At 73.4% G+C, this 26,042-nt stretch carries 26 protein-coding genes; 17 read left to right on the top strand and 9 right to left on the bottom strand.

What is annotated here, in order from left to right; translation table 11 throughout:
• Positions 1–15: 15 nt before the first annotated feature.
• Positions 16–834: a TVP38/TMEM64 family protein gene (locus ACWD3O_RS13770; protein WP_451415985.1), complete on the bottom strand. Its 819-nt coding sequence runs from the start codon at positions 832–834 to the stop codon at positions 16–18.
• A gap of 81 nt (positions 835–915) precedes the next feature.
• Here ACWD3O_RS13770 and ACWD3O_RS13765 point away from each other — a divergent pair, with 81 nt between their 5' ends.
• Positions 916–1,761 (top strand): spermidine synthase, encoded by an 846-nt coding sequence (locus tag ACWD3O_RS13765; RefSeq protein ID WP_451415984.1) that lies wholly within the window; start codon positions 916–918, stop codon positions 1,759–1,761.
• Positions 1,762–1,801: 40 nt separating this feature from the next.
• On the opposite strand, the gene ACWD3O_RS13760 is transcribed toward ACWD3O_RS13765, so the two are convergent.
• Positions 1,802–3,151, bottom strand: coding sequence for an MFS transporter (locus tag ACWD3O_RS13760; protein WP_451415983.1), 1,350 nt, complete (start codon positions 3,149–3,151; stop codon positions 1,802–1,804).
• 61 nt (positions 3,152–3,212) lie between these two features.
• Complete coding sequence (locus tag ACWD3O_RS13755) at positions 3,213–4,265, bottom strand: hypothetical protein (RefSeq protein ID WP_451415982.1); 1,053 nt, start codon at positions 4,263–4,265, stop codon at positions 3,213–3,215.
• A 244-nt stretch (positions 4,266–4,509) separates the two neighbouring features.
• Here ACWD3O_RS13755 and ACWD3O_RS13750 point away from each other — a divergent pair, with 244 nt between their 5' ends.
• A complete protein-coding gene (locus ACWD3O_RS13750) occupies positions 4,510–5,271 on the top strand; it encodes a DedA family protein (RefSeq protein WP_451412791.1) in 762 nt (253 codons plus the stop codon).
• A gap of 6 nt (positions 5,272–5,277) precedes the next feature.
• Here ACWD3O_RS13750 and ACWD3O_RS13745 read toward each other — a convergent pair whose 3' ends face one another.
• On the bottom strand, positions 5,278–5,811 hold the full coding sequence (locus tag ACWD3O_RS13745; protein WP_451412790.1) for a gamma carbonic anhydrase family protein: 534 nt from the start codon (positions 5,809–5,811) through the stop codon (positions 5,278–5,280).
• Between the two features lie 127 nt (positions 5,812–5,938).
• Between ACWD3O_RS13745 and ACWD3O_RS13740 the strand changes: the two genes are divergently transcribed.
• The 3 genes from ACWD3O_RS13740 (at position 5,939) to ACWD3O_RS13730 (ending at position 8,357) form a co-directional block, all read left to right on the top strand.
• Positions 5,939–6,784, top strand: coding sequence for an acyltransferase (locus ACWD3O_RS13740; RefSeq protein ID WP_451415981.1), 846 nt, complete (start codon positions 5,939–5,941; stop codon positions 6,782–6,784).
• Between the two features lie 57 nt (positions 6,785–6,841).
• Complete coding sequence (locus ACWD3O_RS13735; protein ID WP_451412788.1) at positions 6,842–7,417, top strand: YbaK/EbsC family protein; 576 nt, start codon at positions 6,842–6,844, stop codon at positions 7,415–7,417.
• A 136-nt stretch (positions 7,418–7,553) separates the two neighbouring features.
• Positions 7,554–8,357 (top strand): DedA family protein, encoded by an 804-nt coding sequence (locus ACWD3O_RS13730; protein ID WP_451415980.1) that lies wholly within the window; start codon positions 7,554–7,556, stop codon positions 8,355–8,357.
• Between the two features lie 78 nt (positions 8,358–8,435).
• Here the strand turns inward: ACWD3O_RS13730 and ACWD3O_RS13725 are convergent, their stop codons facing one another.
• On the bottom strand, positions 8,436–9,086 hold the full coding sequence (locus tag ACWD3O_RS13725; protein ID WP_451412786.1) for a TetR/AcrR family transcriptional regulator: 651 nt from the start codon (positions 9,084–9,086) through the stop codon (positions 8,436–8,438).
• Positions 9,087–9,227: 141 nt separating this feature from the next.
• Here ACWD3O_RS13725 and ACWD3O_RS13720 point away from each other — a divergent pair, with 141 nt between their 5' ends.
• Both ACWD3O_RS13720 and ACWD3O_RS13715 read left to right on the top strand, forming a co-directional pair.
• Entirely contained in the window at positions 9,228–9,788 is a 561-nt protein-coding gene (locus ACWD3O_RS13720; protein ID WP_451412785.1) for an NAD(P)H-dependent oxidoreductase, read from the top strand.
• A gap of 142 nt (positions 9,789–9,930) precedes the next feature.
• The gene (locus tag ACWD3O_RS13715; RefSeq protein WP_451415979.1) at positions 9,931–10,815 is read left to right on the top strand and encodes an oxygenase MpaB family protein; all 885 of its coding nucleotides are present in this window, start codon (positions 9,931–9,933) and stop codon (positions 10,813–10,815) included.
• A 110-nt stretch (positions 10,816–10,925) separates the two neighbouring features.
• Here the strand turns inward: ACWD3O_RS13715 and katG are convergent, their stop codons facing one another.
• Together katG and ACWD3O_RS13705 are read right to left on the bottom strand one after the other, a co-directional pair.
• Positions 10,926–13,154: a catalase/peroxidase HPI gene (gene katG / locus ACWD3O_RS13710; protein WP_451415978.1), complete on the bottom strand. Its 2,229-nt coding sequence runs from the start codon at positions 13,152–13,154 to the stop codon at positions 10,926–10,928.
• A gap of 30 nt (positions 13,155–13,184) precedes the next feature.
• Positions 13,185–13,619: a Fur family transcriptional regulator gene (locus ACWD3O_RS13705; RefSeq protein ID WP_451412782.1), complete on the bottom strand. Its 435-nt coding sequence runs from the start codon at positions 13,617–13,619 to the stop codon at positions 13,185–13,187.
• A 271-nt stretch (positions 13,620–13,890) separates the two neighbouring features.
• Here ACWD3O_RS13705 and ACWD3O_RS13700 point away from each other — a divergent pair, with 271 nt between their 5' ends.
• The 5 genes from ACWD3O_RS13700 to ACWD3O_RS13680 all read left to right on the top strand — a co-directional run bounded on the left by ACWD3O_RS13700 (position 13,891) and on the right by ACWD3O_RS13680 (position 19,258).
• The gene (locus tag ACWD3O_RS13700; RefSeq protein WP_451415977.1) at positions 13,891–15,330 is read left to right on the top strand and encodes a hypothetical protein; all 1,440 of its coding nucleotides are present in this window, start codon (positions 13,891–13,893) and stop codon (positions 15,328–15,330) included.
• Between the two features lie 157 nt (positions 15,331–15,487).
• Positions 15,488–16,783: an AAA family ATPase gene (locus ACWD3O_RS13695; RefSeq protein WP_451415976.1), complete on the top strand. Its 1,296-nt coding sequence runs from the start codon at positions 15,488–15,490 to the stop codon at positions 16,781–16,783.
• Positions 16,780–18,174 (top strand): vWA domain-containing protein, encoded by a 1,395-nt coding sequence (locus ACWD3O_RS13690; protein ID WP_451415975.1) that lies wholly within the window; start codon positions 16,780–16,782, stop codon positions 18,172–18,174. Before ACWD3O_RS13695 ends, ACWD3O_RS13690 begins: the two co-directional genes overlap by 4 nt.
• 75 nt (positions 18,175–18,249) lie before the next feature.
• Positions 18,250–18,531: a WGR domain-containing protein gene (locus ACWD3O_RS13685; protein ID WP_451415974.1), complete on the top strand. Its 282-nt coding sequence runs from the start codon at positions 18,250–18,252 to the stop codon at positions 18,529–18,531.
• Entirely contained in the window at positions 18,500–19,258 is a 759-nt protein-coding gene (locus ACWD3O_RS13680) for a hypothetical protein (RefSeq protein ID WP_451415973.1), read from the top strand. The genes ACWD3O_RS13685 and ACWD3O_RS13680 overlap by 32 nt, the downstream gene beginning before the upstream one ends.
• Before the next feature lie 127 nt (positions 19,259–19,385).
• On the opposite strand, the gene ACWD3O_RS13675 is transcribed toward ACWD3O_RS13680, so the two are convergent.
• Entirely contained in the window at positions 19,386–19,841 is a 456-nt protein-coding gene (locus ACWD3O_RS13675; protein ID WP_451415972.1) for a MarR family winged helix-turn-helix transcriptional regulator, read from the bottom strand.
• 173 nt (positions 19,842–20,014) lie between these two features.
• On the opposite strand from ACWD3O_RS13675, the gene ACWD3O_RS13670 reads away from it, so the two are divergent.
• Together ACWD3O_RS13670 and ACWD3O_RS13665 are read left to right on the top strand one after the other, a co-directional pair.
• A complete protein-coding gene (locus ACWD3O_RS13670) occupies positions 20,015–21,238 on the top strand; it encodes an MFS transporter (protein ID WP_451415971.1) in 1,224 nt (407 codons plus the stop codon).
• A 99-nt stretch (positions 21,239–21,337) separates the two neighbouring features.
• The gene (locus tag ACWD3O_RS13665) at positions 21,338–22,165 is read left to right on the top strand and encodes an aldo/keto reductase (RefSeq protein WP_451415970.1); all 828 of its coding nucleotides are present in this window, start codon (positions 21,338–21,340) and stop codon (positions 22,163–22,165) included.
• Between the two features lie 42 nt (positions 22,166–22,207).
• On the opposite strand, the gene ACWD3O_RS13660 is transcribed toward ACWD3O_RS13665, so the two are convergent.
• On the bottom strand, positions 22,208–23,335 hold the full coding sequence (locus ACWD3O_RS13660) for a lipid II:glycine glycyltransferase FemX (protein ID WP_451415969.1): 1,128 nt from the start codon (positions 23,333–23,335) through the stop codon (positions 22,208–22,210).
• 108 nt (positions 23,336–23,443) lie between these two features.
• On the opposite strand from ACWD3O_RS13660, the gene ACWD3O_RS13655 reads away from it, so the two are divergent.
• From ACWD3O_RS13655 to ACWD3O_RS13645, 3 genes are all read left to right on the top strand, one after another.
• Positions 23,444–23,854, top strand: a complete 411-nt coding sequence (locus ACWD3O_RS13655) for a CoA-binding protein (RefSeq protein WP_451415968.1) — start codon at positions 23,444–23,446, stop codon at positions 23,852–23,854.
• Positions 23,855–24,390: 536 nt separating this feature from the next.
• Entirely contained in the window at positions 24,391–24,744 is a 354-nt protein-coding gene (locus ACWD3O_RS13650; RefSeq protein WP_451412772.1) for a hypothetical protein, read from the top strand.
• A gap of 155 nt (positions 24,745–24,899) precedes the next feature.
• A complete protein-coding gene (locus ACWD3O_RS13645; RefSeq protein WP_451415967.1) occupies positions 24,900–26,042 on the top strand; it encodes a radical SAM protein in 1,143 nt (380 codons plus the stop codon).

The raw sequence follows: 26,042 nt of genomic DNA, 5'->3' as shown, positions 1-26,042 counted from the left end.
CGCGCCGCCGACCGGTCAGCGTCCGCGCAGGTGGTGGCGCTTGCGCCAGGCGATCACGGCGCCCGCCATGGCGGGGAGGGCGATGACGGCGACCGCGATCAGGAACGCGGGCGAGGTGGGGCTGGAGGCGCTGGACCCGGCGACCGCGTAGGCGGCGGTGTTCGGGATCGAGCCCAGGGCGGTGGCCAGCAGGAAGGACGAGGCGCGCATCCGGGAGACGGAGGCGCAGTAGTTGGCGGCCCAGAACGGGATGCCGGGGAAGAGTCTGAGGGCCAGCGTCGAACGGAAACCGTGCCGGCTGAGCTGGCCGTCCGCGGACTGGAGCCAGCGGGCGCGCAGCAGCGGCCGCAGGGCGTCCTGGCCGAGGAGCCGGCCCAGGCCGAACGCCAGACCGGCCCCGAGGACCGTGCCGCCCAGCGCGGCGGCCAGGCCCAGCGTGGACCCGAAGAGCGCACCGGCCGCCAGGTTCAGCACCGGCCGGGGCACGAAGGCCACCGTGCAGAGGCCGTAGACGACGCCGAACACCAGCACGGCGGAACCGCCGCCGAAGCGGGGCGGCCAGCCGTCGGCGACCAGCCGCTGCGGCTCGAACATCAGGACCACCGAGGCCGCGGCGGCGAGCAGGCACAGCAGCAGGGCGAAGCGGGCCCAGGGTGAGAGCAGCAGCCGGGCGCAGCGGGCCAGCGGACCGCGCGGGGCCGCCTTGGACGGCGCGGGCGGCGCGGGTGGCACGGTGGCGGGCGGGGAGACGGGAGGGGTGAGCAGTAATCCGGTCGCCGCGACGGGAGACGCATCAGCGGCGGTGCCCCCGGAGCGGGTGGTGGCATCGAGCATTCCGTGACAGTAACCGAGGATGTGCGGTGATCGCCCCGTACCGTGGCGTACGACATACCGTCATACCGGCACAATGACACGGTGAACGAGCCCGTACCCGTGACCCGCGCCGTCGACCACGGCACCGCCAAACTGATGCCCGACGTCGACCGGGACCGGGCCTGGCTGCTGACCGTGGACGGGGCCCCGCAGTCCTACGTCGACCTGGACGAGCCGGCCCATCTCGAGTTCGAGTACGCCCGGCGGATCGGATACGTGCTGGACACGGCGGGGAAGCCGGGGGAGCCCCTGGACGTGCTCCACCTGGGGGGCGGCGCGCTCACCCTGCCGAGGTACGTGGCCGTCACCCGGCCGGGGTCGCCCCAGCGGGTGGTCGAGTACGACCGGGGTCTGCTGGAGCTGGTCCTCGAGCACCTGCCGCTGCCGGGGGGATCCGGCGTGCGGACCCATGTGGGTGACGCGCGCACCTGGCTGGAGGAGGCCCCGACGGGCAGTGCGGACGTGGTGGTGGCGGACGTCTTCGGCGGCTCCCGGGTGCCGGCCCACCTGGCCTCCCTTGGCTTCGTGCGGGAGGCGGGCCGGGTGCTGAGGGAGGGCGGGGTGTACGTCGCGAACCTCGCCGACGGTGCGCCGTTCGACTTCCTGCGGTCCCAGGTCGCGACGGTCGCGGAGGTCTTCGCGGAGACGGCGATGATCGCGGAGCCGGGGATGCTGCGGGGGAGGCGGTTCGGCAACGCGGTGCTGGTCGGGTCGGGGAGGGAGCTGGACGTCGCGGGGGTGGGGCGGCGGGCGGCCTCCGACGCCTTCCCGGCGCGGGTGGTGCACGGGGAGGGGCTGCGGCGGTTCGCCGGGGCGGCGGGAGCCGTCCCGGACGGCGCGGCGGTCCCGTCACCCGAACCCCCGCAGGGCTCCTTCGGCATCGGCTGAGACAGCCCGCCGCCGAGCCCCGCGGGGTGGCGGTGTCGCGTCAGGGGGCCGGGGCCTCGGGGGTCGCCGCGGAAGGGCGCGGAGTGCCGGCCCCGGTGCTCGCCTCGGCGCCGGACTCGCCACCGGGCGGGGCGTCGCGGGGGGTCGGGATGGTGGGGACGGGCGGCTTGGGGCGGCGGGTGAGGTTGCGGACGTCGGGCACGAGGAGGACCGCCGCCGTGACGAGGACCACGAGCCCCGCGCAGCCCCACAGCGCGGCCCCCCTGCCGAACGCGCTCTCGGCCGGCCCCGCCAGCGCCGTCGCCACCGGCACCATCGCGATGGAGCCGAACCAGTCGTAGGCGGAGACCCGGGACAGCTTGTCCTCCGGTATCTCCTGGTGGAGGGCGGTCATCCAGGAGACGCCGAAGACCTCGACGGTCACCCCCGTCAGGAACATGACGCCCCACAGCACCTCGGCCGGCACCGGTACCGCGAGGGCCGCGCTGGGCAGCGCCAGCGGGAAGACGCACAACGTGCCGGCCAGCAGCAGCCGCCGCGGCCGCCACCGTGTCATCAGCAGCCCGCCCGCCATCGTGCCCGCGCCGAACGCGGCCAGCGCCAGGCCCCAGGGACCCGCGCCGCCGAGGCTGTCGCGGGCCACCAGCGGGCCGTACACCGCCTCGGCCGCGGCGACCACCGCGTTGGCCACCGAGAACTGGACGACGATGCCCCACAGCCACGGCCGGGAGGCGAACTCCCGCCATCCCTCCCGGAGGTCGGAGAGCATCCCGCCGCCCGGCTCGCGCGGGGCGATGCCCCGGACGTCGAGGAGGGCGCGCAGCGAGGCGGCGAAGGCGAAGGCGGCGGCGTCCACCGCCAGCACCCAGCCCGGACCCATCGCGGCGACCATCGCGCCGCCGAGCGCCGCGCCGCCCAGCGAGGCGCCGTGCATCGCCATGCGGTAGACGGCGAAGGCACGGCTCGCCCGGTCCGGCGGGACGGAGGAGAGCAGCATGCCCTCCGACGCCGGGCCGAAGAAGGCCTGCGCGGCGCCGCCGAGACCGGCCAGCAGCATCATCTGCCACAGCCGGGCCTCCCCGGCCAGCACCAGCGCCGCGAAGGCGGCCTGGGAGACGCAGTTGACGGTGTTCGCCGCCACCATCACCCGGTGCCGCGGCAGCCGGTCGGCGACCGCCCCGCCGATGAGCAGGAACACCACCAGCGGGAGCGTGCGGGAGGCGACCACCAGGCCCACGTCGCCGCCCGAGCCGCCGGACTCCAGGACCGCGAAGGCCGAGGCGATCATGGCGCCCGCGCCACCGAGGTTGGTGACGCAGGCGGCGGCGGTGAGCAGCAGGTAGTTGCGGCGGCCGCCGGTGGGCGGCGACGAGGCGGGCGGGGTGGTCACCCCCTGACTATCGCCGCAGACCAGGGCCGTTGCCAAACCCGTTTCCGGACGCCCCGGAACGTCAGCCCGTGGGGGTGCCGTGCAGACGGACCGTGTCGAGGATCTTCATGACCGTCTCGTCGGACAGTTCGTCGTCGACCCCGGTGGCCCCGTAGAGGCTCCAGGCCACGAAGTCGCCCTTGGAGTTCTTGAAGCCGAAGGTGAGGGCCTTGCCGTCGCTGGCGCACTTGCCCTTGGCCGGGGTGTTCTTCGAACGGGCCCAGGCGATGCTGCCCTCGATGCCGGCGGCGGTGGTGTAGGGCTTCGCCTTCTCGTCGACCGTGACGCTCTTCTTGTCGGGCTGCGTGTACCCGGCGAAGACCCAGTTCGCGGAGTGGTTGATGGCCACCTCGTCGGTGTTCTTGGCGCCGTTGGCGCCCTTGGTGCCGACCGCGGCCAGGGACATGTCCTCCTCGTGCCCGTCCTTGTCGTCGTCCGAGACGCACCACTGTTCCTTGTAGAACGCCGGCGCCGACATCCCGATGAGCGCCTCGCCGATGTCGCCGCCCTCCTTCTCGAACCCGATGAAGGTGCCCGGGGTCTCGACCTGCCAGTCGGCGGGGACGTCGAAGGCGGTGCCCCACTTGGGGTTCACCACGACCTTCCAGCCGGGCACGGTGGCCTTCGGCGCCTCGCCGCCGCGCGGGTTCTCGCCCGCGGCGCCGCCGCTCGGCTTCGGGGCGGGCGACTTCGAGGCGGACGGGGACGCCTTGCCGTCACCGCCGGCCACGGTCGACCCGTCGTCCTCGCCCAGCACCAGGAAGCCGGTCACAGCGGCGGTCAGCACCACGGCGGAGGCCGCGACGATCGCGACCAGCTTGGTCCGCCGCGACGGGTCCACCGGACCGCCGCCGGAGGGCTGCGCCGGGCCCGCGGGCCCCGCGGGGCCCCACTGGCCGGGCTGGCCGGGCTGCGGGTAGGTGCCCGGCTGCTGGTACCCGGGCTGCGGGTAGGTGCCCGGCTGCTGGTACGGGTTCGGCTGCTGCTGGTACCCCGGCTGCTGATAGGGGTTCACCGGCTGCTGGGGGTTGTTCGGGTTCTGCTCGCCACCGGGCGGCTGCTGTCCAGGCCACATGGCCCGTAACCCTAGTCGCGCAGGGACACGCTTTGGTCACCGTTCCTCGTCCGTGCTGTAGCAGAGGCCGGACGCCGGGGCGGAACGGCGGCGGGGCGGGGTCCGGCGGCCTGTAGGCTTCCCCGCGTGCGGACGCGGGTGCGGGCACGGATGGCGATGCCCCCCGCGTCACGGTGGAGAACGACGCGCCCCGGTCCCGTGACGACCGGACGAACCGGCGGCAGACGCAGGAAAGAAGGCACAGGTGCACGTCCAGGAATGGCTCGAGACGGTGCCGGCGGGCGCGGTCTACGCGTTGGTGGGCATCGTCATCGGACTGGAGAGTCTGGGGATCCCGCTGCCCGGCGAGATCGTCCTGGTCTCCTCGGCCCTGCTCTCCTCGCAGCACTCGGACATCGACCCGCTGATCCTCGGCATCTGCGCCAGCGCCGGCGCGATCATCGGCGACTCGATCGGTTACGCCATCGGCCGCAAGGGCGGGCGCCCGCTGCTGGCCCGGCTGGGCGCGCGGTTCCCACGGCACTTCAGCGAGGGGCACGTCGCCGCCGCCGAGAAGTCGTTCCAGAAGTGGGGCATGTGGGCGGTCTTCTTCGGCCGGTTCGTCGCACTGCTGCGGATCTTCGCGGGCCCGCTGGCGGGCGTGCTGAGGATGCCGTACTGGAAGTTCCTGATCGCCAACGTCACCGGCGGCATCGTCTGGGCGGGCGGCACCACGGCGGTGATCTACTACGTCGGCATCGTCGCCGAGGCGTGGCTGAAGCGGTTCTCCTGGGTCGGCCTGGTGCTCGCGGTGGCCGTCGGCATCACGTCCATGGTGCTGATGAAGCGGCGGGCCGCGCGCATGACGGCCTCCGCCGCCGACGACAGCCGGACGTCGGCGGACCCGGCACCGTCGGCGGACCCGGCATCCGCACCGGCAGCGGAGACGGCACCGTCGGCGGACCCGGCGCCCGAGCCGGCGTCGGCGCCGGCCGAGCGGGAGCCCGAGCCGGCCGCCGAGCGCTGAGCCGGTTCAGCCCGCCGCGTGGACGGCGCGGTGGGTGCGCGCCAGTTCGGTGTAGTGCGCCGCGTTCAGCTTGAGGCCCTCGCGCTCCTCCTCGGTGAGCTCCCGCCGCACCTTGGCGGGCACGCCCGCGACCAGGGAGCCCGGCGGCACCCGCATCCCCTGCGGGACCAGCGCCTGCGCGGCCACCAGCGAACCCGCCCCGATGACGGCGCCGTTGAGCACCGTGGCGCCCATGCCGATCAGGCAGTCGTCCTCCACCGTCGCGCCGTGCACCACCGCGTTGTGGCCGACGGAGACGCCCCGGCCGATGGTCACCGGGAAGCCCGGGTCGACGTGGAGCGTGCAGTTGTCCTGGATGTTGCTGTCCTCGCCGACGACGATCGGGCCGGCCTCCGACCGCAGCACCGCCCCGTACCAGACGCTCGCGCCCCGGCGCAGCGTCACCTCTCCCAGCAGGACGGAGGTCGGCGCCGCGTAGGCGTCCTCCTCCAGCACCGGTTCCTTGCCGCCGATGCCCGCGATCAGTGCCTCGTGCGTCATTGCCCCTCCTCGTGGTGGCCGTCCTGTGCCGGCCGTCCGTGCCCGGCACGTTATGCCACCGGCGCTGGGGTGAAGATCACAGGTCCCCGGCCGGGCCGCTGTGTGGCGCGCTGGTTACCGTGAGCAGGTGCCCAAGAGCCAGAACACCCTCACCGCGTGGCGTCGCCGCCTCGTGCAGCGCGGCGTGCACGCCGCCTGGGCGTGGGTCCAGCGCGCCGGATCGGTCTCCGCCGAACAGCCGGGGCGGCTGCGCTTCCGCTCCATAGGCCCGCACACCAAGCTGGCCTTCCCCCTCGGCACCGTCTTCGGCGAACCGTGGATCGAACTCGGCTCCTACTGCATCATCGGCGAGCAGGTCACCCTCACCGCCGGTCTGATGCCGGACCTGGACCTCGGCACCGAGACCGTCCTGCGCGTCGGCGACGGAGTGGTGCTCGGGCGCGGCAGCCATGTCATCGCCGACGCCCCCGTCTCCATCGGCGACGACTGCTACTTCGGGCCGTACGTCTACGTCACCTCCACCAACCACTCCTACGACGACCCGCACCAGCCGATCGGCAAGCAGTGGCCGCGCGCCGAGCCGGTGGAGATCGGCCCCGGCTGCTGGATCGGCACCGGCGCGGTGATCCTCCCCGGCGCCCGGATCGGGCGGAACGTGGTCGTCGGCGCCGGCTCGGTGGTCCGCGGCGTGGTGCCCGACCACTCGGTGGTCGTCGGCGCCCCCGCCAAGGTCGTCCGGCGCTGGACCCCCGACCTGGGCTGGCAGCCGCCGCTGCGCACGCCGCCCCCGTCGCCCATCCCCGCCGACGCCACCCCCGAGCAGCTGCTCGCGCTGGCCACGCTCGACGAGGAGACGCTGGCCCGGCTCGCCGAACTCGACGAGGAGCAGGCCGCGCGCCGGGCGGAACCCGCCGACGGGCGGGCCGCGCGGCCCGCCGGCGCCGAGCGCGTCCGGGAGCCCGCGGCGGAGTGACCCGCCGGGGAGCGAACCCCCGGCGAGGCGGGAGCGCCCTTTCGGTACCGTGCCGCCATGCGCGCACCCATCGGAACCTTCGATTCCGCCCGTCCCGCCCCCGAGTGCCTGGACGAACTCGTCGCCCCGGTCGCCGACGCCGTCCGCCGGTGGAAGGGCGACGTGCCGGCGGAGAGCATCGTCTACGTCGACACCGACCCGGAGAAGGCGGACACCGCCGTCTTCGTCGAGCACTACGGGCGCGACCTGCTGGAGGCGTCCGCCAACTGCGTCTTGGTCGCGGGCAGGAGGGGCGGGGAGACCAGCCTCGCGGCCTGCCTGGTGCTGTCTACCACACGCGCGGACGTCAACGGCGTGGTGCGGCGGCGGCTGGGCGCGCGCAAGGCGTCGTTCGCCCCGATGGAGACGGCGACCGGGCTCACCGGAATGGAGTACGGCGGGATCACCCCGGTCGGCCTGCCCGAGGGATGGCCGCTGCTGGTGGACGCGGCCGTGGCCGAGCTGCCCTACGCGCTGGTGGGCAGCGGACGGCGGCGGGGGAAGCTGCTGGTGCCCGGCCGGGCGCTGGCGGAGCTGCCGGGGGCCGAGGTGGTCGAAGGGCTGGGCCTGCCCGCCGGGGGTAACCGGGAGTGATGAACGGAAGCGGACGGCCCGGTGTGCGGAACACCACCGAGGGCCGCGGCCGTCCGCCCCGTCGTCTCGGCCCCCGGTTTCCTAGGGTGGAGACGGACCCCTGTTCCCTGCACGGCCCGAGCGGCCCGGAGACTCCATGCACCTCTCGTCCTTGGCCGCCGCACAGCAGGACCGCCCGGGCGGCATCGCCGGCTGGGCCGTCGACCTGGTGGAGACCCTGGGCGGTCCGGGAGCCGGGCTCGCCATCGCGCTGGAGAACCTCTTCCCGCCGCTGCCCAGCGAGGTGATCCTGCCGCTCACCGGCTTCGCCGCGGCGCAGGGCGTGCTCAGCCTGGCGTCCGCGCTGTTCTGGACCACCCTCGGCTCGGTGGTGGGCGCACTGGTCCTCTACTGGATCGGCATGCTGCTCGGCCGGCAGCGGATGTACGCGGTGTGGGGCAAGCTGCCGCTGGTGAAGACCTCCGACCTGGAGCGGACCGAGGAGTGGTTCGCCCGCCACGGCACCAAGGCCGTCTTCTTCGGCCGGATGGTGCCGGTGTTCCGGAGCCTGATCTCGGTGCCGGCCGGGCTGGAGCGGATGCCGCTGCCGGTCTTCCTCGGGCTGACCGGACTCGGCAGCCTGATCTGGAACGCCGCGCTGGTGCTGGCCGGCTACCTGCTGGGCGACCGCTGGGAGCTCGTCCAGAACTACGTGGGCGTGCTGTCCAAGGTGGTACTGGGCGCCGCGGCGGTGGGCCTGGTGGTCTGGATCGTGGTCCGGGTGCGGCAGCGGCGCGCCGGGGGCGACGGCGACGACTCGCGGGAAGGCCCGGAGGACGGTGGCCGGTCCGGCGACGGCGGCCGGTCCGACGGCGGCGACCGGCCGGTTGACGGCGACCGGCCCGGTGACGGCGGCCGGTCGGGCAGCGAGGACAGGTCCGGGGGCGGCGACCGCTCCTGAGGCCGACCGGCCCCGCACGGGGCGGCGATCCCGCGCCGCCGCCGGGGGCCGGCCCGCGCCGTAGGACCCGCCCCGCGGTCAGGACGCCAGGCGCGCGACCAGGTGGTGCCAGGTGTCCTCGACGCGTTCCAGCGCCATGCCGCAGCCGACCGTCAGGTGGTGGGTGAGCGAGGTGCTCAGGAAGGCGAGCAGTGTGTGGGCCAGCAGCTCCACGTCACCTCCGGCCCCGTGCTCCCGCAGCAGATGGGTCAGGTGGGTGTGACGCAGCTGGTGCGGCGCGCTGCTGAGGTGCCGCAGCGGGTCGTTCTGCAGGGCCAGGAAGAGCTCCTGGTGACAGGCCTCGTGGCGCAGCACGGCGGGGCCGAAGGCGTGCAGCCGCTCGAGCGCCGGGGCGCCCGGACCGACCGGCGGGGGGCCGGAGAGGAACGACGCCTGGAACTGCCGCTCACGGTGGTCGAGGAGGGCGATCAGCAGGCCCGTGCGGTCGCCGAAGCGGCGGAAGACGGTGCCCTTGCCGACGCCGGCGGCCTGGGCCACGGCCTCCATGGTGAGATGCGCCACGCCGAGCTCCGCCAGCAGGCGGGTGGCCGCGTCGAGCAGCCGGGCCCGGTTGCGCGCCGCGTCCGCGCGCAGCCCGCAGGGTCCGCCCGACGCGTCCGCCGACTGCCCCGTCGCGGCGTCGGCGAGGGTGAGCGGCTCACCCGAGGGCGGCGGTACGGCGGTGTCCATGAGCTTCACAGTACCGCAACACGACCGAAGTGGACCGCGGTCCGGATAGGTGGTACAAATTTGAACGAGAGCTGGTCCTGCCGGCTCCTGGGGCGGCCCGACCTGCCGCCACCGGTTCGTACCGTCTTTCAGGGAGTGCTCATGTCCGTCCGCATCCTCGCCCTTGTCGGCAGCCTCCGTGCCGGCTCGCACAACCGCCAGCTGGCCGAGGCCGCCGCCAAGCACGCCCCCGAGGGTGTGGAGGTCCAGATCTTCGAGGGTCTGGCCGAGGTGCCGTTCTACAACGAGGACATCGACGTCGAGGGCTCGCTGCCCGAGGCCGCCGCCCGTCTGCGGGAGGCCGCCGGCTCCGCCGACGCCTTCCTCTTCTTCACGCCGGAGTACAACGGCACCATGCCGGCCGTGCTGAAGAACGCCATCGACTGGCTGTCCCGTCCGTTCGGCGCCGGCGCCCTGACCGGCCGTCCGACCGCCGTCGTCGGCACCGCCTACGGCCAGTACGGTGGCGTCTGGGCGCAGGACGAGGCCCGCAAGGCCCTCGGCATCGCCGGTGCCGCGGTCGTCGAGGAGCCCAAGCTGGCCATCGCCGGCTCGGTCGTCCGCTTCGCCGAGCTGCACCCGGCCGACGACACCGAGGCCGTCGCCGGTCTGACCGAGGTGCTGTCCCAGGTCGCCGAGCGCAGCCGCGCCGTCGCCGCCTGACCGGCGTCGCACTTCCGCACCGCCACTTCTGCACCGCCGGACGGCGGCACGGGTTTCCCCCGTGCCGCCGTCGCGGCGTTTCCCGCGGGCCGAACGGCCCTTCCGGGCCTTCCAGGGGCCGCACCGGACCGAGGAGACAGCCATGAGCGCGACACCGTCCGTCCCCACCCCCGCGCGGGTGCGGGCGCCGCTGCCCGGGGGACCGGTGTGGCGGATCTTCGGTGACGTGCGGTCGCTGCTGCTGGCGCCCGAACTGCTGCTGCTCCAGGTCGCCCATCCCGTGGTGGGGGCCGGCGTCGCCGACCACAGCAACTTCCGGGCCGAGCCCTGGCCCCGGCTGGGCCGCACGCTGCTGTCGCTGAGCACGGTGATCTACGGAGGGCAGGAGGCGGCCACGGCGGAGGCCCGGCGGCTGATCGGCGTGCACGCGGACATGAAGGGCGTCGACGCCTCCGGACGCCGCTACCACGCGCTGCACCCCGAGGCCTACCACTGGGTGCACGCCACCCTGGTCCAGGCGCCGGTGGACGCGATGCGGCTCTTCGGCCGGGAGCTCGGCGAGGACGAACTGGCCGCCTACTACCGCGAGATGCGGGACGTCGGGCGGGTCTGGGGACTCAAGGAGCACCATCTGCCGCCGGACTGGGAGGCGTTTCGGGCCTACTACGACGCGATGGTGGCCGACCGGCTGGAGATGAACCGCTCCGTGCGCGACGTGCTCGACGCGCTGGCCGCCCCCGCCCGGCCGGCGTCCTGGATCCCCGGGGCGCTGTGGCGGCCGGTGGGCCGGGCGGCCGGACGCGCCGCGCTGTTCGTGACCGCCGGAGTGCTGCCGCCCGCGCTGCGGGAACGTTTCGGCCTGCCCTGGTCCGCGCGCCGGGAGCGGTGGCTGCGGCGGCTCGCCCGGGTGGTGCGGGTCGTGGTCACGCCGCTGCCGGTGCGGCTGCGGGTCGCGCTGGGCGCCGTGCTGGCCCGCGAGGCTCGGCGCCGGCGGCGGGCCGCGGAGGCCGGGAGCCCGGTCGCCTGACCCGGCGGGAGACACCCGGTTCGCCCGACCCGGCAGGAGACGCGGGAACGCCCCCGCCCGGCCTCGCGGCCGGTCGGGGGCGTTCCGTCCACCGGTCGGACCAGGTCGAATCAGACCAGGTCGAAGCGGTCCGCGTCCATGACCTTGTTCCACGCCTTGACGAAGTCCTGGACGAACTTCTCCTTGGCGTCGTCGCAGGCGTAGACCTCGGCGAGGGCACGCAGCTCGGAGTTGGAACCGAAGACGAGGTCGGCACGCGTGCCGGTCCACTTCTTCTCGCCCGTGGCGTCGTCGAACGCCTCGAACAGGTTGCTGTCGCCGTCCACCGGCTTCCACGTCGTGCCCAGGTCGAGCAGGTTGACGAAGAAGTCGTTGCTGAGCTTGCCCGGGGCCTCGGTCAGGACACCGTGGGCGGAGTCCTGGTAGTTGGCGCCCAGGACGCGCAGGCCACCGACGAGGACGGTCAGCTCGGGGGCGCTCAGGGTGAGCAGGTTGGCGCGGTCGAGCAGCAGGTGCTCGGCCGGCAGGCGGTTGGCCTTGCCGAGGTAGTTGCGGAAGCCGTCCGCCTTCGGCTCGAGGGCGGCGAAGGACTCGACGTCCGTCTGCTCCTGGGTGGCGTCCACGCGGCCCGCGGTGAACGGGACCTCGATGTCGAAGCCCGCCTCCTTGGCGGCCTGCTCGACGCCGACGGCGCCGGCCAGGACGATCACGTCGGCCAGGGAGACCTGCTTGCCGCCGGAGAGGGAGGCGTTGAAGGACTCCTGGACGCCCTCGAGGGTGCGCAGGACGGTCTTGAGCTTCTCCGGCTCGTTGACCTCCCAGTCGATCTGCGGCTGCAGGCGGATGCGGGCGCCGTTGGCGCCACCGCGCTTGTCGCTGCCGCGGAAGGAGGACGCGGAGGCCCACGCGGTGGAGACCAGCTGCTGCACGCTCAGGCCGGCCTCGGCGATCTTGGCCTTGAGGGCCTTGACGTCCGCCTCGTCGACGACCTCGAAGGTGCGCTCCGGCAGCGGGTCCTGCCAGATGAGGACCTCGGAGGGGACCTCCGGGCCGAGGTAGCGCCGGACCGGGCCCATGTCACGGTGGGTCAGCTTGAACCAGGCGCGGGCGAACGCGTCGGCGAAGGCCTGCTCGTCCTCGAGGAAGCGGCGCGAGATGGGCTCGTAGATCGGGTCCATGCGCAGCGCGAGGTCGGTGGTGAACATGATCGGCTGGTGCCGGACACCCTCGAGGTGGGCGTCGGGGACGACCTTGCCCGCACCGTGCTTCGGACGCCACTGCAGGGCGCCGGCGGGGCTGTGGAACTGCTCCCACTCGTAGCCGAACAGGATCTTGAAGTACTCGTTGTCCCACTTGGTGGGCTCGTACGTCCAGGCGCCCTCGAGACCCGAGGTGATGGTGTCCGCGCCCTTGCCGGTGCCGTGGCTGTTCTTCCAGCCGAGGCCCTGCTCCTCGAGGGCGGCCGCCTCCGGGTCGTCGCCGACGGAGTCCGCCGGGCCGTTGCCGTGCGCCTTGCCGAAGGTGTGACCACCGGCGATCAGGGCGACGGTCTCCTCGTCGTTCATCGCCATGCGGCGGAACGTCTCGCGGATGTCGCGGGCGGCGGCCAGCGGGTCGCCGTTGCCGTTGGGGCCCTCGGGGTTGACGTAGATCAGACCCATCTGGACCGCGGCGAGCGGCTCCTCGAGGTCACGGTCGCCGGAGTAGCGCTCGTCGGCGAGCCAGGTGGTCTCCGGGCCCCAGTACACGTCCTCGTCGGGCTCCCACACGTCCGCGCGGCCACCGGCGAAGCCGAAGGTCTTGAAGCCCATCGACTCCAGGGCGACGTTGCCCGCGAGGATCATCAGGTCGGCCCAGGAGATGGCCTTGCCGTACTTCTTCTTGACCGGCCACAGCAGACGGCGGGCCTTGTCCAGGTTGACGTTGTCCGGCCAGCTGTTCAGCGGGGCGAAGCGCTGCTGACCGGCGCCCGCGCCACCGCGGCCGTCGGTGATGCGGTAGGTGCCGGCGCTGTGCCAGGCCATGCGGATCATGAACGGGCCGTAGTGGCCGTAGTCCGCCGGCCACCAGTCCTTCGAGTCGGTCATCAGCTCGGCGAGGTCCTGCTTGACCGCGGCCAGGTCGAGGCCTTTGAAGGCCTCGGCGTAGTCGAAGTCCTCACCCAGCGGGTTGGCGACCGCGGGGTTCTTGGCGAGGATCTTGAGGTTGAGCCGCTCCGGCCACCACTGGCGGTTGCCGCCGCCCGCGGTCGGGTGCGGGGCGCGCGCGCCGTGCGCGACGGGGCAGCCGCCCGTCTCCGCCTTCGGCTCGGTGACGATAGCGTCGTGGTTCTCAGTCATGTCTGTCCTTCTGGATCAGGCGATCACGGCTCAGGTGCTGCGAGCTGTGGAACAGGCGGGGCACAGGCCCCAGTACGTCACCTCGGCCTCGTCGATGACGAAGCCGTGGTTCTGCGAGGCCGTCAGGCAGGGCGCCTCGCCGACCGCGCAGTCCACGTCGGCGACCGCTCCGCAGGAGCGGCACACGACGTGGTGGTGGTTGTCCCCGACCCGCGCCTCGTACCGGGCCGGGCTGCCGGCCGGTTCGATGCGGCGGACCAGTCCCGCGGCCGTCAGCGCGTGCAGCGCCTCGTAGACGGCCTGGGTGGACACGTGGCCCACACGCTCGCGGACGCCGGAGGCGATCGCCTCGGCGCCGAGGTGGTCACCCGCCCTGACGGTTTCGAGCAGCGCGACGCGGGCTGCCGTCACCCGCAGGCCGGCGCCGCGCAGTTCCTCGGCGGGCGAGGCGGGGTGTGCGGTCATGGTCTCGAACCTTACCTTGCTTGAGGCGAGAGGTACAGAAAGACGAACTGTTCCAGTTTGGAAATCCCGTTTCCAGGAGTTTTTGTCCTTTATTGGATGTTATGTGCGTGCAACTGGAGGGTTTGAGAGACGTGTCCGGGCACGGCGAACCCCCTCGGCGAAGATCACGGAAAAGCGGCTGACGGATCGTCGGGGGGCGGGTATCGTTCGCGGCGATGAAGACCACCTGTGTTCACAGAATGGGGGTCCCGTCCGCGCAAGGTGAGTGCTGATGCCCACCGAAGCCGCGAACGGACGACTTTCCCTCTGGCAGCGCGTGCGTGCCTACGCCGTGCCGCCCTCCATGATCGAGACCGCGACGGCCCGCCGCGAGACCGGCGACTGGGCGGGAGCCTGTGCCGCCGCACGGGTCGACGTCGACCTCGACCTCCCCGCCGTTTCCCGCCGCCACGGGCGGGAGTTCGCCGCCCGCCTCCGGGCCGACCTGCGCGAGCTGGCGCCCGACCTGCTGCGCTGGCACCTGCCGAGGGTCGCACCGGACGGACTGCTGCGTCCCGGCCTGACGCTGCCGCTCGCCCGTTACGACGGGGCCGGCGGCGACGGCCGTGACCCGTTGTGCCTGGTGGTGCGCACCGACCCCGCCTGGGCGGACGCCGGGCAGCGGATCTCCCTCCTCCTGTGGGACCCCGCGGACCCGGACGCCGCGGCCCACCGCCACCCGCACCCCGCGCCGAGCCGCCGCTACCGGCTCGACCTGCACCGCCACCTCTGGGACGCGAGCCGGGCGGGCGAACTGCGGGACCGGTCCACGGCCCCGGCGGAGTCCGCGGACCTTCCCGGCCTCCCGGACGGGCGCCTGCGCACCCTCGCCGAGGAACGCCGCTGCGCGGTGGGCCGCTGGGCCGAGGAGGCGGGCCTCCTGCTGGCCGACCGGGGCGCCGCCGCGGGCAGCGTGGTGGTGCCGCTCGGCGGCCGCGGCCGCCTGGTGCTGGAGGTGGCCCGCGACGACGGCGGCGGCGACGGCGGCGCCTGGCAGATCGCCGAGGCGCGCGAGGTGCGGGCCACCCCGGCGGGCCTGCCGGTCCTGCCGGACGCCGCGACCTGGGTGCCGCCCGACCTCGACCTGCTCGCCGCCGGTCTCGTCACGCCGCACGACCTGCATCCGCTGGTGGCCTCCGCGCTCGCGCCCGGACACCTGCCGGAGCCCGGACACGCGCCGGGCCCCGGCACCTCGCCCGCGCGCCGGGCGGGGGAGCCCGGCGTGGTCGAGTGCCGCGGCGCACTGCACCGGATCGCCCAGGTCGACGGCGTGCTGACACCGCTCGACCACGATCCGGCGGAGCTGCGCCGGGAGGAACTCCTGGCCGCCCTGGGCGGACCACCGCTGCCCTGCCTGCGGGCCATTGACGCGGCGCACCGCAGCCCCGCATGTCTGCCCGGCGTCCAGGAGCGCCTCGCGCACGGGGACGTCGAGGGCGCGCTGGACGTCGTGACGGCCCTGCTCGGGCCCCGGGCGGTGCTGCGCGAGGGGGAGTTGCTCGACGCGCTGGAGGCCGTGACGGAGCGTCGGAACGTCCACGGCCTGTTCCGGGCCGGGCTCTTCGAGCCGGGCCGGCTCCGCGGCGTGCCCCGCCACCACCAGTCCAACAGGGTCACCCCCTCCTACCGCCGCGCCGTGCGGCGCCGTGCCGGGGAAGCCGCCACCGGCTGAAACCCGCGTCAGCACCTTCCCGTTCCGCACCCCGCCGTTCCGCACCTCTTCGTTCCGCACCTCTTCGTTCCGCACCTCGTCGTTCAGCACCCGCCGTGCCGCGTGCTGCCTCACAGGTGACGCGTACGTGCCTCGTCACGCCCCGAAGGAGTTGGTCATGACCACGCCCACTTTGCCCACCGCCCTGCCCACCACCACCTTGCCCACCGCCCCGGCCGCCGGCCCTGCCACCCCTCTCGCCGTCGCCTCCGCCCTGCTGGGCCTGCTCGGCGACAGCCACACCGAGCCCCGCCGCGACCCGCAGCTGGAGGCGCTGACCATCGCCGTCGCCGCCGACCTTCCGGTGCTGCTGTGGGGCGAGCCGGGCATCGGGAAGACCGCCGCCGTCACCCAGCTCGCCGAGGAACTGGACCTGCCGCTGACCACGGTGATCGCCAGCGTCCACGAGCCCTCCGACTTCTCCGGCCTGCCCGTCGTCGGGGACGACCCCGCGGCGCAGGGCGTGCCGATGGCTCCGCCGGACTGGGCGGTCCGCCTGGTCCGCCAGGGCCGCGGGCTGCTCTTCCTGGACGAGCTGTCCACCGCGCCGCCCGCCGTGCAGGCGGCGCTGTTGCGTCTGGTGCTGGAGCGCCGCGTCGGCGCCCTCCGACTGCCGCCGGAGGTCCGCATCGTCGCCGCGGCCAACCCGCGGGCCTCCGCCGCCGACGGGTGGGAACTGAGCGCCCCGCTCGCCAACCGGTTCGTCCACCTCATGTGGGCGCACGACCCCGAGGTGGTGGTCCGCGGCCTGGGCGGGGTGTGGCCGCGGGCCACCCTGCCCCGGCTGGACCCCGCCGCCCTGGTTCCGGCGGTCGACCTCGCCCGGCGCGCGGTGTGCGGGCTGCTGACCGCGCGGCCCAAGCTGGTCCACCAGCTGCCGGCCGCCGAGACCCGCCGCGGCGGAGCCTGGCCCTCCCCTCGCACCTGGGACATGACGCTGCGGCTGATCGCCTTCGCGACCGCCGCGGGCGCCGACCGTGACGTGCTGTCCCTGCTGGTCAGGGGCACGGTCGGGGACGGACCCGGACTGGAGCTGCTGGCGAGCATGGACCGGATGGACCTGCCGGACCCGGAGGACGTCCTCGCCGACCCGGCCGGGGCGGAGCTGCCGCAGCGGGGCGACCTCCGCCAGGCGGTGCTGGACGGCGTGGTGGCGGCCGTGCGGAACCGTCCGACCAGGCAGCGGTGGGACGCCGCCTGGGCCGTGCTGGTGCGGGCCATGGAGACGGGCGCCCCCGACCTGGTGGTCGTGCCGGCGACCACGCTGGCCACCCTGCGGCAGGACGAGTGGGACGTGCCGGCGGCGATTGAGCGGCTGGCCGGAGCCGTGGAACTCTCCCGCGGCGCCGACCGGGCCGCGGTGCGGGCCGCCCGGCGGGTCGCCGACGCCGCGAAGGCGGGGGCGACGCGATGACGAGGCCCACCACCGGCACCCGGGGAACGGCGGTCGCCCCGCAGGTCACGGCAAGACCGAGCGACCTGGCCCGGCGCGGACCCCGCCCCCGGCCCGACCCGCGGCGTCCGACCGACCCGCCACGGCCGTCCCCGTCCCCGGGCCCACCCCGGCCTGCCCCCGCACCGCCGTGCCACGAACCCCTCGACCTCGACAAGCTGTTCACGGCCCGGCTGCAGGCCGCCCGGGCCCGCCCCTACCTGGCCTCGGCGCTGTACGCGCTGCACGTCGTCGAGTCGTCCCACGTCCCCACCATGGCGGTGGACCAGTACTGGCGGTGCTACGCCTCCCCGGCGTTCGTGGCGTCCACGCCCGTCGAGGAGCTGGCCTCCGTCTGGGTGCACGAGGTGTCCCACCTCCTCCGCGACCACCACGGACGCAGCGACCGGGCGGCCCGGGCCCACGACCTGACCGGGCCGGGGGACCGGGTGCGGATGAACATCGCCGCCGACTGCGAGATCAACGACGACGCCTTCGGCGACGGGCTGGTGGAACCGGCGGGAGCCGTCACCCCGTGGTCGCTGGGGCTGCCCGAGGGCGGGGTGATGGAGGAGTACCTGCTGAGCTTCCGGCTCGGCCGGCACACCCTCCCCTTCTCCTGGCTGGACTGCGGCAGCGGCGCGGACGGCGTCGCCCGGCCCTGGGAACTCGGGCCGGACGGCGCCGACGGGCTGAGCGACCAGGAGCGGGACGCCGTGCGCTTCCGGGTCGCGCAGGGCATCACCGCCCGGCCCGGTCGGACCCCGCGCACCTGGCGGCGCTGGGCGGACGAGGTGTTCCACGCGCCCCAGCCGTGGCGGGCGCTGCTGGGCGCGGCGATCCGCTCGGCGGCCACCGGCTCCGGCGCCGGCCAGGACTACACCTACGGCCGGCCCTCGCGCCGCTCGTCCGGCCTGCCCGGCGTGGTCCTGCCGAGCCTGCGGCGCAGGCCGCCGCGGGTGACGGTGGTCATCGACACCTCCGGGTCGGTGAGCGACCTGGAACTCGGCAGCGCGCTGCTGGAGGTCACCGCGATCACCCGCGCGGTGGGCGGCCGCGGCGACCTGGTGAGCGTGGTCAGCTGCGACGCCGCCGCGCACCGGGTGGGGCCGATGTGCCGGGGCGAGGGCATCCCGCTGCTCGGCGGCGGCGGCACCGACCTGCGCGCCGGGTTCGCGACGGCCCTCCAGGCCCGCCCGCGCCCCGACGTCGTGGTGGCCCTCACCGACGGCCAGACCCCGTGGCCCGAGCACCGGCCCCCGTGCCGCACGGTGGTCTGCCTGTTCCCGCGGGCCCCGCGCTGGTCGGAGGACGACCCCGACCACACCCCCGACCTCCCGCCGGACTGGGCACGGGTGGTGGAGATCGGATAGCGAGGGCCGCGCCGACGGGGAGTGAGGGCGCCGGGGCGGCCGGGGACCGTCGGTCCTCCCTGGCACACTGCCCCGGTGGAGAACGCGAGCGGTGCGGGGGAGTGGCGGCGGTTCGAGCGGTGCGCGGACGGCCGGACCGAGTACCGGGAGGTCCGGCAGGAGGGCATCCGCTGCCACCTCCGATGGGGTGTCGTCGGCGGGAACGGCCAGGCGATGACGGTCACCCGCGACGACGAGCGGGACGCCCGCCGTCACGCCTCCCGCAAGGCACGGGAGTACCAGCGCAAAGGGTTCACCGAGGCGTCCGGTGCCCGTACGGAGCCGGGTGTCCGCGGGGGGGTCGGGTGTCCGCACTGAGCCGGGTGTCCGCAGGGGGTCGGGTGCCGACGACCGGCCGCTGCTCGACGAACTCCCGGGCGCGGACGGCTTCCTGCCCGTGGACGGCTTCGAGGCGATCCACCGGCGGCGACCGGCGACCGCCGGCCCGCGGGCCGGATTCCACGAGTACCTGGTGCTCGGCGACGGCGGGCGCCGCGCCGTCCGGTTCGCCGTGGGGGCCGCCTCGCACGACCCGGAGGCCGTCGCCGCGTTCCTCGCCTTCCTCGACACCCGCCGGGACCTGCCGTTCGACGGCGGCTCCCACCACAAGGTGCGCCTGCCCTCCCCGGTCGGCCGCTTCACGCACGCCCTGTTCCGCTCACCCGCCCTCGCCGGGTCGGGCCACGCCCGGGTGGCGAGCGCCCACCCCGTCTTCGACTTCGAGATCGGCGACGCGGACACCGAGGTACTGGTCGACGCGCGGACGACCGGCCACGGGGCGATACGCCTGGGCGACTGGGACCGTGAGCCGCGCCCGGTGGTGGACCTGAGGTACGCCGTGGAGCCCTCCTTCCACCGGCCGGCCAGGAAGAAGTTCCTGGTCTTCCGGACCGACGACCTGCGCAGCCTGCTGGCGGCGCTCCCCGACGCCACCCGCGAGAGCTGGCTGGAGGTCCGCTCGTACCGCGGCGAGACCCGGCGCCTCACCCCCGGGACGGCGCCCTCCTACGAGGCCCTGCTGCCGTTCCTCCTCGGCACCGGCTGAGCTCGCCGGAGGCACCGCGACGCCCGGCCGCGCCCCCGCCGAGGCCGGGGTCGGGCTGGGGTGGCCGGGTGGTCGTGCGGGGTGTCGGACGGGGGGCGTGCGGGGTGTCGGACGGAGGTGCGAGGTGTCAGACGGGGGTGCGCGCCGACTCCACCACCCGCACCAGCGGCTCCAGCCGGGGGTCGCGGGCGGCCTCGTCCAGCGCCTCGCGCAGGGCGGCGTCGTGCGTCGGCCGGGCCTCGGCGAGCAGCGCGAGACCCGCCTCGGAGACGTTGGTGTAGATGCCCCGCCGGTCCGTGGGGCACAGGTAGCGCGACAGCAGCCCGCGGTCCTCGAGGCGGGTCACCAGCCGCGTGGTCGCGCTCTGGCTCAGCACCACGGCGTCCGCCACCTGCTTCATCTGCAGGTGGCCGCCCTCCCCGTCGTGCTGGCGGCTGAGCACGTCGAGCAGCGAGTACTCCCGCGCGCTCAGGCCGTGGCGCTGCAGGGCGCGCTCGAGATGGGACTCGATCCTGCCGTGCAGCAGGGACAGCGCGCACCAGCCGTCTGCGAGGGCGGTGAGCGAGGGGTCGGTCGCGGTCACGCTGACCTCCAACTCGGCTTGCGGGCGGACCCGCGGGAAGCGCGGGAGCTCCCACAATCCTTCCACACGGCGGTAACCCCGGGCCAGATTTAGCCCGCGCTTGCAATTAAAGCGCGTCTGCAACTATTGTTCTGGCCTGTTACCACCCTCCACAACGACTGGGAGATCTTCCCATGCCTCTCGCGCTGCTGGCCCTGGCCATCGGGGCCTTCGGGATCGGCACCACCGAGTTCGTGATCATGGGCGTGCTGCCCCAGGTCGCGGGTGACTTCGGCGTGTCCATCCCCACCGCCGGCTGGCTGGTCACGGGCTACGCGCTCGGCGTCGTCCTCGGGGCTCCGCTGCTGACCGTGCTGGGCACCAAGGTGTCCCGCAAGAAGATGCTGATGTTCCTGATGGGCCTCTTCGTGGTCGGCAACGCGCTCTCCGCGGTGGCTCCCGCCTTCGGGCTGATGCTGGCCGGCCGGATCGTCGCCTCCCTGGCGCACGGCGCCTTCTTCGGCATCGGCTCGGTGGTCGCCGCCGACCTGGTCGCCCCGCACAAGCGGGCGTCGGCGATCTCGCTGATGTTCATGGGCCTGACCGTGGCCAACATCGTCGGCGTCCCCGGCGGCACCTACCTCGGGCAGGCGGCCGGCTGGCGGGTCACCTTCGCCGCCGTGGCGGCGCTCGGCGTGATCGGGCTGCTCGGCGTCGCCAAGCTGGTCCCCGAGGCCGGCCGGCCCCCGGCCGCCGACGTCCGCGCCGAGTTCGCCGCCTTCCGCAACGTCCAGGTGTGGCTGGCCATGGCCATGACCGTCCTCGGCTACGGCGGGGTCTTCGCCGCCATCACCTACATCACGCCGATGATGACCGAGGTCACCGGGTACGCCGAGGCCTCCGTGACCTGGCTGCTGGTGCTGTTCGGGCTCGGCATGTTCCTCGGCAACCTGGCCGGCGGCAAGCTCGCCGACCGCGCGCTGATGCCCATGCTGTTCACCGCCCTCGCCCTGCTCTCGCTGGCGCTGCTGGCCTTCACCTTCACCGCCCAGCACAAGGCGCTCGCCGCCGTCACCCTCACGCTGATCGGCGCGCTGGGCTTCGCCACCGTGCCGCCGCTGCAGAAGTGGGTGCTGGACCAGGCGTCGGCCGCGCCCACCCTGGCGTCCGCCGCCAACATCGGCGCCTTCAACCTCGGCAACGCGCTGGCCGCCTGGCTGGGCGGCCTGGTCATCGCCGGCGGGCTCGGATACACCGCCCCCAACTGGGTGGGCGCGATCCTGGCCGCCGTCGCCCTCCTGCTCTCCTTCCTCGCCGCGCACCTCGACCGGCGTGCGCGGGGCGGGGACCCGGCCGGCCGCGTGGTCGCCGGGGCCGGGCCGGCGGCGCGGCCGGAGCGGGAGTCGGCGCGCCTCTAAGCATCCCGGCAACGCGAAAACTCGAGTACGCGAAAACTCGACACCTCGACACTTCGACAAAACGACAACATAGACCCACGTCTCTGCGAGGAACGCACCATGACCCCCTCCGTCCCCACCGTCACCCTCAACAACGGCGTGACCGTCCCCCAGCTCGGCTTCGGCGTCTTCCAGGTCCCCGACGAGGAGACCACCGCCGCCGTCACCGCCGCGCTCGCGGCCGGTTACCGCTCCATCGACACCGCCGCGATCTACGGCAACGAGGCCGGCGTCGGCAAGGCGCTCGCCGCCTCCGGCATCGCCCGCGAGGAACTGTTCGTCACCACCAAGCTGTGGAACACCGACCAGGGCTACGACGCCACCCTTCGGGCCTTCGACGAGAGCCTGGCCAAGCTCGGCTTGGACCACGTCGACCTGTACCTGATCCACTGGCCCACCCCGGCCCGCGACCTCTACCTCGACACCTGGCGCGCCTTCGAGCGGCTGGCCGCCGACGGCCGGATCCGCGCCGCGGGCGTCTCCAACTTCCAGCCCGCCCACCTGCGCCGGCTGCTGGACCACAGCTCGCTGGTCCCCGCCGTCAACCAGGTCGAGCTCCACCCCGGCCTCCAGCAGGCCGAACTGCGCGCCGTCCACGCGGAGCTGGGGATCGCCACCGAGGCGTGGAGCCCGCTGGCCCAGGGCGCGGTGCTGGAGGACGAGGCCGTCGTGACCCTCGCCCGCCGGTACGACCGGTCGCCCGCGCAGATCGTGCTGCGCTGGCACCTCCAGCTCGGCAACATCGTGATCCCCAAGTCGGTCACGCCGGCCCGGATCGCCGAGAACATCGACGTCCTCGGGTTCACCCTCACCGAGGAGGAGATGGCCTCCCTCGCGGCTCTCGACCGCGGGCTGCGCACGGGGCCCGACCCGGACACCTTCAACTGACCTGCCCTCGCCCGCGCGGCGCCCGAGGGGCTCCGGAGCTCCTCAGGCGCCGCGGTGCGCGATGTAGAGGTCGAGCGCCTTGTGGAGGACCTTGCTGATCGGGTAGTCCCACTCCCCGAGGTACTCGACCGCCTGCCCGCCCGTGCCCAGGCGGTGACGGAGCAGCGCCAGGTGCTGCTCGTCACCCGCGACGGCGTCCCTGATGCCCCGCAGGTCGTACAGGTCCGCGCCCATCTCGTGGGCGTCCGCGATCATCCGCCACTGCAGCGCGTGGTCCGGCGACACATCGGTGCGGTCGTAGGGCGCGGCCCCGTAGGCGTGCCACACATGGTCGCCGACCGTGAGCATCAGGGCGGCGGCCTGGTCCTCGCCCTCGTACCGGGACAGGTAGAGCCGCATGCGGTCCGGGTGCTCGTTGCGCAGGGCGATCCACATGCGCTGGAAGTAGGAGAGCGGGCGGGGCAGGAAGCCGTCCCGCTCCGCGGTCAGCGTGTAGAGCCGGTGGAACGCCGGCAGCTCCTCGTAACCGCCCCGGACCACCTCGACCCCGCACCGCCACGCCTTCTTCGCGCTCCTGCGCCACTCCTGGCTGAAGCCCTGCTGGACCTCCTTGAGCGGGCGCCCGCGGAACGGCACCTGGAACACGTACCGGGGCTGGTTCACGGCGGCGCTGTCCTCGCCGTCCGCGGTGACCGGGCGCCAGCCGAGCCCCAGCAGCCGCTCGGCGAGCTCCACCGCCGCCGGGTCCTCCCCGGAGGGCGGCGCCTCCCGCAGCCACCGCACCTCCGGGTCGCTGACCGCCGCCCGCAGGGTAGGGGCGTCCCAGCGCCGGACGACCACGGGCGGGCCCATCCGCACCGTGAAGGCGCCGAGGTCGCTCAGGTAGTCGATCATGGGCCGCAGCCAGTCCTCGAGGTCCGGCGAGGACCAGTCGACGACGGGACCCTCCGGGAGGTACGCGAGGTACCGCCGCACCTTCGGCAGCGGACGCAGCAGCACCAGTCCGGCGCCGGCCAGGCGGCCCCCGTCGTCGAACCACCCCAGCGAGGCCGGACGCCAGTCGCTCTTCACCTCGCCCCAGGAGGGGATCTGCAGATGGCTCACCGACGACTGCCGGGCGACGAAGGCCAGGTGCTCCTCGCGGGTGATGGCTCGCAGGAGGTACTTCATGGTGGTGCCGCGCTCCTTTGTTCGAGCCACAGGGTATGCGGAAGGGGAATGCCCCCGCTTCACCCGCCGTTCGACTTCCGTGAACCCCCGACGAGCAGGAGGAACCCCATGAGCGACGACACCACGGACACGGTCCGCAGGATCCTCACCGAGCGGGGTGACAGCTGGGCGGTCGTGGGCCTCTCCAACAACCGCGACCGCGCCGCGTACGGCGTGGCCCAGGTCCTGCAGCGCTTCGGCAAGCGGGTGGTGCCGGTGCACCCCAAGGCGGAGACGGTTCACGGGGAGCAGGGGTACCCATCCCTCGACGCGATCCCCTTCGACGTCGACGTGGTGGACGTCTTCGTCAACTCCGACCTGGCCGGCGCGGTCGCCGACGAGGCGGTCGCTATCGGCGCCAAGGCGGTGTGGTTCCAGCTCGGAGTCGTCGACGAGGCGGCGTACGAGCGGGTGCGGGCGGCGGGGCTGGACATGGTGATGGACCGGTGCCCGGCGATCGAGATCAACTCCCTCGGCTGAGGGGTGCCGCATCACCTCCCGGAGGCAACCGCAGCGGCGCCGCCAGGCCGACGGTCCCCTCATCACCGGGGCGCCGTCGGCCCCTGGACGAGCCCGACGGCCCGGCAGCGCGTTCTCGCCACCTGCGTATCCCGCTCGTATCGGGTTCGACGCCTCCTGGCAGGGTTCACCTGGGATTGCCCGAGAGGAAGACGGCGAAACGGTTTCCGGGAAATCGACCGGATCCTTTCGCGGATATCCGGCCCCGCGCGCCGGAGCAGGGGGAAGTCATAACGGGAGGACTCGCTTCCTGTTGACCGGCCGGGGGCGTTGGGTTTCAATACCGGCAGCGTCAGGCGTGCGACGGTGTTCATTGTCCTTCTGGATTTCCCCCGTCCAACCGGCCGGGTGATCTCCGGCGTCGGCGCTCCGGTTTTCGGCCATGAGGTACGTGTACCGCCGTGATGCGAAGTCGTGCTCGCACCTTGTGTTTGCAGCGCCGTGTGCCGGCCCGACTCCTCGTGTCCGAAGGGCGCGTCCCCGGAAAAGGAGGAGTTATGAGAGCGGGCGATTCCAAGCGTTATCTCGCCTATCTGGCGACTGTTGCCGCAGGGCTGAGCGTGCCCGTGTTCACGGGAGGGGCGGCCCAGGCCGCCGAGCCCACGACGGTCACCGTCTCCGACTCGGCACGTGCCGCGCTGGCCGCCCAGGCGGCGGAGGCGGACCAGCAGGCCGCGTCCGCCGACGGCCTGTTCGGGCAGTTCAACGAGATCTACAACAGGGTCTACAACGAGGTGATCAACCCCTACCTGCAACTGGGCCAGCCGTATCTCCAGGGCTTCACGCCGAGGTCGTCCGAGCGCACGGCCGACGCCGCCCCGCTCAGCCGGATCCTCGACGACCTGTCCTGACGTCACCCGCCGGTGACCCGCGCACACCCCCACCGGCTCCGGACCGGATGCGGACCGCACGTTCCGGCCGCATCCGGTGATCCACGGTTCCACGATTCCGAAGCGTGCGAGGAGAGACACGAGTGGCACAGGAAGCGTCCAGGCAGGTCCAGTTCGTGATCAAAATATCCAAGTTCTGCAATCTGAGGTGCACCTACTGCTACGAGTTCGCCGAGCTCGGACAGCGTGAACGGATGAGCCTGGACCAACTGCGTTCCATGTACGTGCACATGCGCGACTACTACGTGAAAAGGGACCAGGAGGACGGGGTGCGGACGCATCTGCACATCGTCTGGCACGGTGGCGAACCGTTGATGATCGAACCGGAATACTATTGGAGTAGCCTGGACGACCAGCGTGAAATATTCGGGGATTCGCTGCAGGTGAGTAATTTCATCCAGACCAATCTCACCGTCCTCGACGACGAGCGGATCCGGCTTCTCCGGGACGGCTTCGACCACGTCGGTGTCTCCGTGGACCTCTTCAGCGGTCTGCGTGTCAACATCGCCGGCAGGGACCAGCAGAAGAATGTGGTCGCCAACATGGAGAGGCTGCGCGCCGAAGGCGTTCGTTTCGGCTGCATCACCGTGCTGACCAGGAAGAACCTGGGGCGGGTGAAGGACACCTTCTCGTTCTACGCACAGGCGGGAATCGGCTTCAGGGTTCTCCCGCTCTTCGACGGCGCCTACGAGAACCAGCACGCGGCGTACGACATCACCGTCCCGGAGATCGTCTCCGCCCTCAACGAGATGGCCGACCTCTGGCTGGAGAGCGACACCCCCGTGCAGGTCGCCCCGCTGGACAGTCACTTCCAGATCGTGCTGCGCCACCTCAACCCCGACGCGCCGCGTGTCTACTTCAACCAGCGTGAGTGGCTCTCGGTGATGGTCGTGAACACGCCCGGGGACGTCTACGCCTACGGCGATCCGTACGAGGACCCCGAGGCTTCGCTGGGCAACATCTTCACGACCCCGCTCGAGGCACTGCTGTCGGGACCGCGTTTCGACGCCTCGGCGACCGCCGCCGAGACCCGGATGGCCGCGAACTGCCTGAACTGCAAATACTTCGGTGCTTGTTCGGGCGCACCCATCGCCAGCAACCGGGACAACGTGCACACGGTCGTCGACGGGATCGCCGTCTGTGACGTCGAGCGAGTGGTCCTGGAGCACATCGAGAACCGGTTGCGGAACAGCGATGTCCTGGACCCCGACGGGCGGGTCGCGGCCGTGACGGCACCCACCGTCGATCCCGTCTCCTGA

Source organism: Streptomyces sp. NPDC002640, assembly GCF_053592575.1.
The sequence above is the reverse complement of the archived record's forward strand: the minus strand, read 5'-3'. Positions and strand labels throughout refer to the sequence as shown.

What these genes read in the sequence shown, in the direction of transcription:
- ACWD3O_RS13770 (WP_451415985.1), bottom strand. Translation starts at nt 834, where the DNA reads ATGCTCGATGCCACCACCCGCTCCGGGGGCACCGCCGCTGATGCGTCT.
- ACWD3O_RS13755 (WP_451415982.1), bottom strand. Translation starts at nt 4,265, where the DNA reads ATGTGGCCTGGACAGCAGCCGCCCGGTGGCGAGCAGAACCCGAACAAC.
- ACWD3O_RS13745 (WP_451412790.1), bottom strand. Translation starts at nt 5,811, where the DNA reads ATGACGCACGAGGCACTGATCGCGGGCATCGGCGGCAAGGAACCGGTG.
- ACWD3O_RS13735 (WP_451412788.1), top strand. Translation starts at nt 6,842, where the DNA reads ATGCGCGCACCCATCGGAACCTTCGATTCCGCCCGTCCCGCCCCCGAG.
- ACWD3O_RS13730 (WP_451415980.1), top strand. Translation starts at nt 7,554, where the DNA reads ATGCACCTCTCGTCCTTGGCCGCCGCACAGCAGGACCGCCCGGGCGGC.
- ACWD3O_RS13725 (WP_451412786.1), bottom strand. Translation starts at nt 9,086, where the DNA reads ATGGACACCGCCGTACCGCCGCCCTCGGGTGAGCCGCTCACCCTCGCC.
- ACWD3O_RS13720 (WP_451412785.1), top strand. Translation starts at nt 9,228, where the DNA reads ATGTCCGTCCGCATCCTCGCCCTTGTCGGCAGCCTCCGTGCCGGCTCG.
- ACWD3O_RS13715 (WP_451415979.1), top strand. Translation starts at nt 9,931, where the DNA reads ATGAGCGCGACACCGTCCGTCCCCACCCCCGCGCGGGTGCGGGCGCCG.
- katG (WP_451415978.1), bottom strand. Translation starts at nt 13,154, where the DNA reads ATGACTGAGAACCACGACGCTATCGTCACCGAGCCGAAGGCGGAGACG.
- ACWD3O_RS13705 (WP_451412782.1), bottom strand. Translation starts at nt 13,619, where the DNA reads ATGACCGCACACCCCGCCTCGCCCGCCGAGGAACTGCGCGGCGCCGGC.
- ACWD3O_RS13700 (WP_451415977.1), top strand. Translation starts at nt 13,891, where the DNA reads ATGCCCACCGAAGCCGCGAACGGACGACTTTCCCTCTGGCAGCGCGTG.
- ACWD3O_RS13695 (WP_451415976.1), top strand. Translation starts at nt 15,488, where the DNA reads ATGACCACGCCCACTTTGCCCACCGCCCTGCCCACCACCACCTTGCCC.
- ACWD3O_RS13690 (WP_451415975.1), top strand. Translation starts at nt 16,780, where the DNA reads ATGACGAGGCCCACCACCGGCACCCGGGGAACGGCGGTCGCCCCGCAG.
- ACWD3O_RS13670 (WP_451415971.1), top strand. Translation starts at nt 20,015, where the DNA reads ATGCCTCTCGCGCTGCTGGCCCTGGCCATCGGGGCCTTCGGGATCGGC.
- ACWD3O_RS13665 (WP_451415970.1), top strand. Translation starts at nt 21,338, where the DNA reads ATGACCCCCTCCGTCCCCACCGTCACCCTCAACAACGGCGTGACCGTC.
- ACWD3O_RS13660 (WP_451415969.1), bottom strand. Translation starts at nt 23,335, where the DNA reads ATGAAGTACCTCCTGCGAGCCATCACCCGCGAGGAGCACCTGGCCTTC.
- ACWD3O_RS13655 (WP_451415968.1), top strand. Translation starts at nt 23,444, where the DNA reads ATGAGCGACGACACCACGGACACGGTCCGCAGGATCCTCACCGAGCGG.
- ACWD3O_RS13650 (WP_451412772.1), top strand. Translation starts at nt 24,391, where the DNA reads ATGAGAGCGGGCGATTCCAAGCGTTATCTCGCCTATCTGGCGACTGTT.